This is a genomic window from Streptomyces beihaiensis (genome assembly GCF_026274175.1).
Classification (GTDB): Bacteria; Actinomycetota; Actinomycetes; order Streptomycetales; family Streptomycetaceae; genus Streptomyces; species Streptomyces beihaiensis.
On record NZ_JAPHNL010000293.1, the window covers coordinates 25,208 to 36,142 of the forward strand.

Consider the following 10,935-nt stretch of genomic DNA (forward strand, 5'->3'; position numbering starts at 1 on the left):
CTCTCCCCCGGCTCCTGAGGAGCCGGGAGGCGCGCGGTTCGGCCGGGGGAGTCGGCAACCGACGACAACGCCGCAGGCCGGCGCGGAAGACCCCGCGACCTCGGCACGATCCGCCGGACAGCCTCTAGGCATTGAGCACCACCACGGCCTCGTCCGTGTACGGCAGGAACGTCAGCGTCTGGTGGAAGTACAGCTCGATGCCCGCCGCGTCGTGTGCCGTGTACCCGATGGCCAGGTCCTGCCCGAGCCGCAGCTCGAAGTCGCCGCCGCGCACCGACAGGAGGAACGCGCCGTTGACGGCCGGGGCCCACACGAGTTCGCCGTCGAGGATGCGGCTGAGGTGGGCGGCGATCGGGTAGCCGTGGTCGGACGTCTCGCTGACCGCCGTGTAGGCGTCCGCGCCCAGCAGCAGCGAGTAGGGCCCCTCGACACCGGCCAGGCGCAGCGCCGTCAGCGCGCGGCTGATCGCGTCCGGATAGTCGCGCGGCTCGGCGGGCAGGCTCAGCACCGGATGGGACGTGCGTGCGCGCAACCCCTCGATGTCCGCGGCGTGGTAGCCGTCGAAGACCGCCCGGTCCTCGGCGTAGGCCATGGCGCGCGCGGCGTCCTTGACCGGCTGCCAGTCCGAGTCCCGCGCACCGCGCTCCACGTCGTCGACCGCCGCCCGGCTCACCGTGAACGGGACGCGCAGCTCGACCAGCGGCCGCGCCTCGCGCAGCCGCGCGGTGACGCCCGGCGCGGGCGGCGTGATGTCGGTCAGGTGCCCCGTGCCGACCGCCGCGAGTGCGGGGCCGTCCGGGCCCGTCACGTCGAGCACGCGGCGCCCTGCCACATGGCGCCGGAAGGTGCGCCGCGCCTCCTCCTCGATCTCGGCCCACGCGGCGGCCGTGACGGGGGCGAGCTCGCGGTGCAGGTTGGTGCCGGGAGCGGGGGAGGGGGCAGGCACGCAGGGGTCGGTGCTGCTCATGTCGTCAGGCTCCTTTGAGGCTGCCGATGCCCAGGGAACCGTCGGCGACGGCGGCACCGGTGGGCGGCGGGGCGGGCAGGTCGTCGAGGAAGTCGGCGCTCGGCACATGGAAGAGGCAGCCGGTCACCGCGGTGGAGAAGTCGAGGATGCGATCGTGGTTGCCGGGCGGGTCGCCCAGGAACATGTTGCGCAGCATCCGCTCGGTCACCTCGGGGGTGCGCGCGTAGCCGATGAAGTACGTCCCGAACTCGCCCGCTGCGACGCTGCCGAAGGGCATGTTGTCCCGGAGGATCTGCCGCTCGGTGCCGTCCTCGTCGACGATCGTGTTGAGCGCGACGTGCGAGTTGGCGGGCTTGACGTCGTCGGACAGTTCGACGTTGGCGGTCTTGGTGCGACCGATGATCCGCTCCTGCTCCTCGGCGGGCAGCGCCTCCCAGGCCGCCATGTCGTGCACGTACTTCTGCACGGTCACGTAGCTGCCGCAGCGGAAGTCCGGGTCCTCGTCGCCGACGAGGACGGCCGCCCTCGCCGCGCGGCCGGTGGGGTTCTCGCTGCCGTCGACGAAGCCGAGCAGATCACGCTCGTCGAAGTACTTGAAGCCGTGCACCTCGTCGACCACCGTGGCGGCCCCGCGGAGCCGGTCCACGACGAGCCGCGCCAGCTCGAAGCAGAGGTCCATGCGCCGGGCCCGGATGTGGAAGAGCAGGTCGCCCGCGGTGGCCGGGGCGAGATGGCGCGGCCCGGCGAGTGCCTGGAAGGGGCGCAGGTCGCGGGGGCGTGGCCCGGAGAACAGCCGGTCCCATGCGATGGACCCGATTCCGACGACGCAGCGGAGATGGTCGTCGGGGGAGCGGAAGCCGACGGACCGTTCGAGACCGGCGAGCTCCTCCAGGGTCGCCCGTACGGTCTCCTCGCCGCCGGGGTCGACGGTGACCACGAGGAACACGGCGGCCTTCGCGGGCGGCATGAGGACGGACTGCGGCTCGGCCACGAATACTCCCGCAACAACCAGTGGTACGGATTGCCAGTATTGACTCTTATTGTCACCTTATGGGCAGCGCTGGGGGGCGGCATGTGCGAGGGATGCGCCGATGTGTCCGACATCACCTGTCGATCGACAGGTCCGGTGCGGCAATCGGATCGTTCGCTGTTAAACTTTGAACCAGGCCCCGACCGTTCTCCCCCGTACGGTCGGGGTCCTTCATGTTCGCGCCCGTCTCGCCCCCAGGTGCTACGGTGTGTGCATGCATCGTTCTTCGTGCCTGTGCTGGTGGCGCCTCGACTAGAGGCGGCCGCAGTCACGCACGAACAAGGGCCGTCCCCGGACGGCCCTTCTTCATGCTCCCGCGAGGGTTCCGCCGTCCGACGGGCACCCGCGACCCACCGGGAGAGACCATGAGCACCACCGACCCCCTCCACACCACCGCCGCGCAGGCCCGCAGCGCGGAACTCGAAGAACTCATCGGCAAGGACCCCGGACGGTTCCGGGTACTCACCGGCGACCGCCCCACCGGACGCCTCCATCTCGGCCACTACTTCGGCACCCTGCACAACCGCGTCCGCCTCCAGGACCTCGGCGTGGAGACGTTCGTCCTGGTCGCCGACTACCAGGTCCTCACCGACCGGGACATCGCCGAGCATCTGACGGAACACGTCGAACAGCTCGTCCTCGACTATCTGGCGATCGGCATCGACCCAGAGCGCTCCACGATCTTCGCGCACAGCGCCGTGCCCGAGCTCAACCAACTGCTGCTGCCCTTCCTCAGCCTGGTCTCCGTCTCCGAACTGAACCGCAACCCGACCGTGAAGGACGAGATCGCGCACTCGCGGCAGGCGGCCGTCAGCGGCCTGATGTTCACCTACCCGGTCCACCAGGCAGCCGACATCCTCTTCTGCAAGGCCGACCTCGTCCCGGTCGGCCAGGACCAGCTGCCGCACCTGGAGATCACCCGTACCGTCGCCCGCCGCTTCAACGACCGCTACGCGCAAGGCACGCCGGTCTTCCCCGAGCCCGAGGCCCTGCTCTCCCCGGCGCCCCTGCTGCTCGGCACGGACGGCACCAAGATGAGCAAGAGCCGCGGCAACGCCATCGCCCTGTCCGCCGACGCAGACGAGACCGCACGCCTGATCCGAGGCGCCAAGACGGACGCCGAACGCCACATCACCTACGACCCCGCCGCCCGCCCCGAAGTCTCCTCGCTGGTCCTGCTGGCCGCCCTGTGCGAGGGCGTGGAACCGCGAGCCGTGGCCGAGGAGATCGGCGACGGCGGCGCGGCCGCCCTCAAGAAGCGCGTCACCGAGTCGGTCAACACCTACCTGGCCCCGATCCGCGCCCGCCGCGCCGCCTACGCGGAGGACCGCTGCCTGGTGCGGGACGCCCTGCGCGCCGGGAACGAGCGCGCCCGCGCCGTCGCCGCCACGACCCTCCAGGAGGTGCGCTCCGCCATGAACGCGCACTACTGAGCCGACCGACCGTGCCGAACACGCTGAGTTCGTCGCCAGGCACCCCGGCGAACCGGCCTCCGACGGCTACTGGCCGTGAAATGTCAGCTTCCCTGATGCGGGCTTGGGACTGGCTCTTGAGGGCGGAAGGTGCGGCGGTAGGCGTCGGGCGGGACGCCGACGCTGCGGTGGAAGTGGCGGCGCAGGGTCGTCGCGGTGCCCATGCCGGTGGCCGTGGCGATGGTGTCGACGGTGGCATTGGTGGTTTCCAGGAGCTCCTGTGCGTGGCGGATGCGCTGGGTGTGGAGCCACTGAAGTGGTGTCGTGCCGGTGAGGTGTTTGAAGTGGCGGGCGAGATGGCGTGAGCTCATGCGGGCCTGGCGGGCCAGGTCCTCCACGGTGAGCGGTTGGTCCAGTCGTTCCAGCGCCCAGGGGAAGAGTTCGCCCAGGGGGTGGTTGCCGGGCTCGGGCAGGGGGGTGGAGATGAACTGGGCCTGGCCGCCGTCGCGGTGGGGCGGGATGACCAGACGGCGGGCGATCTTGTTGGCGTTGGCCGAGCCGTGGTCGAGCCGGACCAGGTGCAGGCACAGGTCCATGGCGGCGGCCTTGCCCGCAGAGGTGAGGACGTCCCCGTTGTCGACGTAGAGCACGTCCGGATCCACGCTGGCCGCCGGGTGGCGCCGGGCCAGTTCCTGGGTGTGGGCCCAGTGGGTGGTGGCGCGCCTGCCGTCGAGCAGCCCGGCCGCGCCCAGGACGAAGGCGCCCGTACACAGCGAGGCCACGCGGGCGCCGGCCTCGTGGGCGGTGCGCACCGCCTGGACCAGGGCGCTGGGCGGTTCACGGTCAGTGTGCGCCCAGCCGGGGACGATCACGGTGTCGGCGTGCGCGAGATGGTCGAGTCCGTGGTCTGGCTCCAGGCGGAAGCGGTCGACGTGTACCGGACCGCTGCCGCAGACGAAGAAGTCGTACCAGGGGTCCACGATGTGGGTCAGATCAGCGCCGAAGATCTCGATCGCCACGGACAGTTCGTAGTGGAGCATGCCGTCTGTGACGGCCAGCGCGACAGTGGGCATGTCTGAAACTGTACGTGTCTTGTCATTTCCGACGCTCGTGCGGGGCGCTGCCACGAGGACAGGATGTGCGTGTCAGGCCGCGGCGGATCGACATCGCGGCGCGTGTTCCAGTCCACGGGGGCAGTCTCATGGAGTCACATCAGCAGGTGGCGGTGTTCGGCGCGTACGGCCACACCGGGCGGTTCGTGGTCGCGGAGCTGGCCGCGCGCGGATACGTCCCGGTACCCTCCGGGCGCAACGCCCGGGCGCTGCGGGAGCTGGCCCAGGGGCACGGCCTTGAGGCACGGGTGGCGTCGGCCGAGGATGCGGCGTCGCTGGACCGTGCCTTGGCGGGCACGGTGGCGGTCATCAACTGCGCGGGCCCCTTCGCGACGACCACCGATCCCGTGATCGAGGCCGCGCTCCGCGCGAACATCCCCTACCTGGACGTGGCCGCCGAACTCGAGGCCAACCTCGACACCTTCGCCCACTACCAGGAGCGAGCCCGGGAAGCGGGAGCGGTGATCGTCCCGGCCATGGCCTTCTTCGGCGGCCTCGGCGACCTGCTGGTCACAGCAGCGATGGGCGACTGGACCGCGGCCGACGAGGCCCACATCGCCTACGCCCTCAGCAACTGGCACCCCACCGCCGGCACGCGCCTTTCCGGTGCCGTCTCCCGCGAGCGCCGCGGCGACGTCCGCCTGCGCTACAGCGGCGGCCAGTGGCAGCGCCGCACCGATGCCGCGCCCGCCCTTCAGTGGACCTTCCCGGAACCGATGGGAGTCCGGGAGGTGATCGGCGAGTTCACGATGGCAGACGTCGTCACCGTGCCCCAGCACCTGTCCATCCCCGACGTGACCACCTACATGACCGTTGAGGCGGTCCGTGATGTCGCCGCCCCCCACACACCGGGCCCGACCGCCGCCGACCGGAGCGGGCGCTCGGACCAGACCTTCCTCGTGGACGCCGTCGTACGCTCCGGTGGCCTCGAAGGCCGGGCAACGGCCAGCGGGCAGGACATCTACGCCGTCACCGCACCCCTCGTCGCCGAGGCCCTCGAACGCGTTCTGACCGGCCGCACCAAGACTGTCGGCGTCGCCTCCGCCGGCGAGATCTTCGACGCACCGGACTTCCTGCACGCACTGGCCCCGTACATCGCACTCGACCTCCACCCCCAAGCTGCCTGACCGCGACGCTCCACGACGCAAGACCGCTTCCGGATTCCCGGAAGCGGATTCCCGCCGCATCTTCTGAGCGCACGCACCTAGCCTTCCCAGAGATTCGGCGAGCCGCCATGGCGATCACCGAGAGTAATAGCCCAACTGGCGTACGCGGGGAATCTCCGGTGGCAGCCCACAACACGGCACGACGTCCTGCCCGCCCAGGGGCGAAGGGAACCGTCCCACAGCCGCTTGCCAGCCCGCACCGCGCGACCGCCCGCGTCTGCCGAAGCTGGGGCACAGCGAGACGCCGACGCGGAGGTGGTCGGCCACCTCGGTGGTGAGGGATCCCCATCGGCCGCATCGCCGCCGACGAACCGTACTACTCGCAAAAGCACCGCAAGCACGACATGAACGCGCAGGTCATCGCCCGGCCCGACGGCACACCGCTCTGGTTCCCCCGGGCGATATCCGGCCGCACCCACGACCTGGCCGCGGCCCGCGCCCTACGGCATCGTCCAAGCCGTCCGCACCTCCTGATCTGCAGCCATGCAGGATGAAAGAGGCTCAGTGAGATACTCCGCCTTGAACGGCTCCAGGCGCTCGGTCACGCGTCCCTTTTCATATTCCTGCCGGTCCGCTTGGAAGAGCGCGGGCGTGGCGGTCGTCGGGCGGGTCAAGGCCGGAGACATTCAGCAACTCGACGCTCTTCTCGGCTGTTCGAAGACCGTCCATGGTCGGTCTGGCCGTCACATATCGGTGATCGCTCGGGTGACGGCTGTGATCGCTTGGGTGGGGCGGCCGGGGAGCCGCGCCACGAGAAGGCGCCGAATCTCGCAAGGTGCGCCTTCGACGTGCAGCAGACTCACTCCGGGCGGTAGCACCGGCGAGAGCCGCAAGGGCACTGTTGTCACCCCGGAGCCACAGGCGACCAACCGCAGCTTCGTCAGCCAGTCGCGCGCGCAGTGGACGATGTGCGGGCGTCCGGGCAGGCCGGGCCAGACGCCGAGCAGTGGCTCGGAGTTCGACGCCGGAGCGGCGATCCAGGGGGCGTCGACCAGTTCGTCGACGTGCACCGCGGTGCGGCCGGCGAACGGTCCGGTCGAAGACGCCGCCACGACCAGTTCGGTGTCCGCGACGGTCTCGACGTGCAGGCGCGGCGACTCGCCGTCCAAAGGCCGGTGGGGCGGCCGGGACGTCAGCACGGCCAGGTCGATAGAGCCCGCGCGCAGTGCCCGGATCAGGGAGGGCGTGGTGCCCTCGGTGGTCGTGACCGTGATCTGCGGGTCCGTCGCCGAGAGGCGGGTGAGTGCGGTAGGCAGGACGACCGCGCCCGCGCTCAGGAACAGCCCGAGCCGCACCAGTTCGGTGCGCGGGACGGTTCCGGTGAGTTCATGCTCGGCTGCCGTCAGACAGTCGAGGATCGTGCGGGCGTGGCGCAGCAGAGTCAGGCCCGCGGAGGTGAGCCGTACACCGTCGGGGCGGCGTTCGAACAGGGCAGTGCCCGCGCTTCGTTCCAGGGAGGCGGCCTGGCGTGAGACCGCCGACTGGGTGTAGCCGAGCCGGGTGGCCGCCGCGGTGAAGCTGCCGGACTCGGCGATCTGGCGCAGGACCCGTAGGCCCGTACTGGAGATGTCCATGCGGTGCACGCATACCACAGATGCGCGATCGTCGCTTCCCGCATGCCCGCCCCGCTCCTAGTGTCGAACACGTACGGACGAAATACAGACACGGACGAACACGGAGGCCAGCACGTGCGAGCAGCAGTTCTGAGGCAGTTCGGCGCCCCGCTCACGGTGAGGGAGGTTCCCGACCCTGAACTCGCCCGCGGCGAGGTGGTGGTCGAGGTCCTCGCCGCCAGTGTGGCGCCCTACGCGGCCGAGGTCTTCAGCGGTGAGCGGAACTACCCCCTGGTCCCTCCCGTCGTGCCCGGGATCGGCGGCGTGGGACGGGTCGTCCACGTGGGCCCGGACGCCACCCGGCTGCGCCCCGGCGACCTGGTGTGGTGCGACCCCACTGTGCGCTCGCGGGACGACGCCCTGACGCCCGACATCACGCTCCAGGGCTGGAGCTCCCGCGGCGAGGGCGGCGCGCGCCTCGCCCGGTACCTGCACGACGGATCGTTCGCCGAGCTCATGCGGATCCCGACGGAGAACGTCTTTCCGCTTCCTGCGGCGGCGGGCGACGACCCGGCCCGCTGGGCCGCGCTCGGCGTGCATCTCATACCGTACGGCGGGCTGCTTGCCGGCGGGCTCGCGGCCGGTGAGACGCTGCTCGTCAGCGGGGCCACGGGCAACCTCGGCAGCAGTGCGGTCGCGGTCGCGGTCGCCATGGGGGCGGGCCGAGTAGTCGCCCCAGGCCGCAATCAGGCCGCACTCGGCCTCCTCGCCGACCGATTCGGTCCGCTGGTGCGCCCGGTCCCTCTCACCGGGGACGAGGCCGACGACCGCACGGCGATGTCTGCGGCGGCCGATGGCCCGATCGACATGGTGATCGATCTGCTGCCGCCGAGCGCACCCAGCTCGGCGTCGCGCGCGGCGGCGATGACGGTGCGTGAATACGGCCGCGTCGTCCTCATGGGCGGCGTAGGCATGCTCGGTGGCGACGACCTCGCGTTGCCGTACCCATGGCTCATGCGCAACTCGATCACCGTGCGCGGGCAGTGGATGTACCCGCGTACAGCGAACGTCGGCATCACCCGGCTCCTCGCCTCGGGCGCCTTGGACCTCGCCCCCGAGCGGGTGCGGTCCTTCGGCCTCGACGCCGTCAACGACGCCGTCGCCTACGCCGCCTCACACGGTGGCCCGTTCGACCGCACGACGCTCACACCACTGGCCGGCTGACAAGACCTTCGCTGCGATTGGAAACGAACGTTGCCGCTCTCAGTGCCAGGGGCGGCGACGGATGCGCTGTACCGAGTTTTGTGGAGTCCCTGATCCCAGGGACACCGTCCTGGCGAGGCGAACCGCCAGCATGCCGCCGACGCCCACCACCTGAGGCCGCACCGGCGCCGCCGGTGCCACTCGCTGGAACAGCTCCCACAACTCGCCCGGGCCCGCACCGTGCGTCGAACACGCGGGCGACAACGAAAAACCCCCATGATCGTCATCACCGGTGCGACGGGCGCGCTCAACGGCGCCACCGTCGAACACCTCCTCAAGCGCGTGCCCGCCGAGCAGATCGGGGTCAGCGTCCGCGACACCGCCAAGGCGCAGCACTTCGCCGACCGCGGGGTGCGGGTTCGCCAGGGCACCTAACGAGGACCCGGCCGCACTGCGGCACTCCTTCGAAAACGCCGAGCAGGTCCTGCTCGTCTCCTCCAACGACCCGCACGCCGACGCCGTCGCCCTGCACCGCGTCGGCATCGACGCCGCCGTCGGCGCAGGCGCCCGGCGCATCCTCTGCACCAGCCACCAGCCACCAGCCACCAGGGCGCCGGCGCGGACAGCCCGTTCCACCCGGCCCACGACCATGCGGCCACCGAGCAGCTCCTGGCCGCCTCCGGCATCGCCTGGACCGCGCTGCGCAACGGCTTCTACGCCCACAATCTGGGCTGGCTGCTGGGTTCCTGGCAACAGAGCGGCACCATCACCGCCCCTGCCGACGGCCCCGTCTCCTGGACCGACCGCGCGGATGCCGCCGAAGCCGCAGGGGTCATCCTCGCCGGTGACCGGGCCTTCGACGGCCCGGTCACACTCACCGCCCGCCAAGCCGTCACGTTCGACGATGTCGCCGCCCTGGCCTCGAAGATCACCGGCCGCGAGGTCGAGCGCATCGTGCTGGACGACGAGGCGTGGATCGAGGCCAAGGTGGCCGCCGGCACCCCGGAAGCCATGGCCCGGACGACGCTCACCACCTTCCAGGCTGCCCCTGAAGGCCGCTTCGCCGCAGTCGACCCCCTGCTCGCCGAACTCCTCGGCCGCGAACCCCGGACCGTGGCCGACCAGCTCGCAGCAGACATCGACGCTGCCTGAACGAAGGAGCTGACGGCGCGCCCAGCAGGGGGATCTCACCGCTGACGAATGGACCGTGCTGAAGCCGCTGCACTCCACGAGCACCGGCCGCTGCGGCCGGTGGAGAGATCGCCGCCGAGTGATCAACGAGATCGTCCACAGGCTGCGAATGGCGTCAGCTGCCCGCCCGCTTCGGCCCGTGGCCCATCCACAAGCGCCACATGCTGCCGAGCAGCAGGTCTCAATGCATCAACAACTGTCCCTTTTCATCCGTACGCGGGTGAGGACGTTCAGGTGTACGCCGACAGCGGGGCGCGTTTGGCCAGCCAGGAGCGGCGACAGGCTCGTTCGCTACGGGCAACGCCAGTGCCTCGGCGGGCGCGAGCTCGTTTACCGGTCATGATCAAGAAGATGACGGCTATCGCTGCGGCTTCTGCCGTCGCCGTGGTTCTGTTCGCGCCCACCGCCTCGGCGATCACTCACCCCGCCACGCCCGCCTCTGCTGACCGCGTCGTCAGTTCCGTGAACACCGCCGTGCCCGACCGTGCTTGGCACACGCTTTCCCTGATCGATTCCGGCCAGTGGCCGCCCCATGACGGTTCAGACACCCGTGGCGGCGCGGTGTGGCCGAACCGGGACGGCGTCTTGCCCCAGGTGGATGTCGACGGGAACCCCGTTCAGTACCGACAGTGGGACGTGAACCGCAAGCAGTCGGGCCACCCTCGGAATGCGGAGCGCATCGTCACGGGCTCCGACGGAACCGCCTGGTACACCGGTGACCGCTTCCTCACGTTCACCCGCATGCGCTGAGTCTCAGCCTACGACTGCCCGAGCACCAAGGCTCGGGGCGGAAGACAACGACACCGCCGGATGCTCGGGGGCGTGCCCACTGTGCGCTTCGGTTGACGATACCCGCCACCCGAAGCGCCACAGTCACATGAGCCGATGAACCGTTCCGGGTTTTGAGGACACCGCGGGCGTGTTTGTTCTGGGAATCCAGAAGTATCGCTTTGGCGTTGTGTCAGATCAGTTGTGTTTTGTGGCGCTCTTACATGCCATCAGAGTTCCCCCATCAGTCTGATATTCTGTCAGTTTTGCTGGCTTCTCAATGCCCGGACTCTGTCCGGGCATTGAGAAGTTTTTTCGGCGGGTCATGAGTGTGTTTTCTCCAGTGAGTGACGCAGATCCCCGTTCTCGTTGCTGCGGTTTCACGGAGGCCGCGGAGCGGACTTCGTGTCCAGACTGCGGAGCGGACTGGACCCTGCCCCGAAGGGGCAGGTGATGTGCCGTCACGAAGTGACGGCACATCAATTCTCGGGCGGAGCCCGAGAATTGTGGGTTGCGCCCCGAAGGGGCGCGGG

Annotated in this window: 8 protein-coding genes and 2 pseudogenes; 6 read left to right on the forward strand and 4 right to left on the reverse strand. The window is 70.2% G+C overall.

All coding sequences use genetic code 11. The features are described from left to right. Positions 1–124: 124 nt before the first annotated feature. The gene (locus tag OFY01_RS25690) at positions 125–967 is read right to left on the reverse strand and encodes a family 1 encapsulin nanocompartment shell protein (RefSeq protein WP_266603743.1); all 843 of its coding nucleotides are present in this window, start codon (positions 965–967) and stop codon (positions 125–127) included. A gap of 4 nt (positions 968–971) precedes the next feature. Next, positions 972–1,958: a Dyp-type peroxidase gene (locus OFY01_RS25695; protein ID WP_266603745.1), complete on the reverse strand. Its 987-nt coding sequence runs from the start codon at positions 1,956–1,958 to the stop codon at positions 972–974. A 404-nt stretch (positions 1,959–2,362) separates the two neighbouring features. Here OFY01_RS25695 and trpS point away from each other — a divergent pair, with 404 nt between their 5' ends. Then, entirely contained in the window at positions 2,363–3,430 is a 1,068-nt protein-coding gene (gene trpS / locus OFY01_RS25700; protein ID WP_266603747.1) for a tryptophan--tRNA ligase, read from the forward strand. Positions 3,431–3,513: 83 nt separating this feature from the next. Here trpS and OFY01_RS25705 read toward each other — a convergent pair whose 3' ends face one another. After that, on the reverse strand, positions 3,514–4,482 hold the full coding sequence (locus OFY01_RS25705; RefSeq protein ID WP_266603749.1) for a helix-turn-helix domain-containing protein: 969 nt from the start codon (positions 4,480–4,482) through the stop codon (positions 3,514–3,516). 128 nt (positions 4,483–4,610) lie between these two features. Between OFY01_RS25705 and OFY01_RS25710 the strand changes: the two genes are divergently transcribed. Then, a complete protein-coding gene (locus OFY01_RS25710; protein WP_266603751.1) occupies positions 4,611–5,648 on the forward strand; it encodes a saccharopine dehydrogenase family protein in 1,038 nt (345 codons plus the stop codon). Between the two features lie 320 nt (positions 5,649–5,968). Next, positions 5,969–6,155, forward strand: a pseudogene (locus tag OFY01_RS25715) (transposase family protein); the annotation flags it as partial. 215 nt (positions 6,156–6,370) lie between these two features. On the opposite strand, the gene OFY01_RS25720 reads toward OFY01_RS25715, so the two are convergent. After that, a complete protein-coding gene (locus OFY01_RS25720; protein ID WP_266603753.1) occupies positions 6,371–7,261 on the reverse strand; it encodes a LysR family transcriptional regulator in 891 nt (296 codons plus the stop codon). 114 nt (positions 7,262–7,375) lie between these two features. Here OFY01_RS25720 and OFY01_RS25725 point away from each other — a divergent pair, with 114 nt between their 5' ends. From OFY01_RS25725 to OFY01_RS25735, 3 genes and pseudogenes are all read left to right on the forward strand, one after another. Then, complete coding sequence (locus tag OFY01_RS25725; RefSeq protein WP_266603755.1) at positions 7,376–8,464, forward strand: alcohol dehydrogenase catalytic domain-containing protein; 1,089 nt, start codon at positions 7,376–7,378, stop codon at positions 8,462–8,464. A gap of 255 nt (positions 8,465–8,719) precedes the next feature. Next, positions 8,720–9,595 (forward strand): annotated as a pseudogene (locus OFY01_RS25730) (NmrA family NAD(P)-binding protein). A gap of 378 nt (positions 9,596–9,973) precedes the next feature. Beyond that, the gene (locus OFY01_RS25735; RefSeq protein ID WP_266603757.1) at positions 9,974–10,384 is read left to right on the forward strand and encodes a ribonuclease domain-containing protein; all 411 of its coding nucleotides are present in this window, start codon (positions 9,974–9,976) and stop codon (positions 10,382–10,384) included. Positions 10,385–10,935 lie beyond the last annotated feature (551 nt).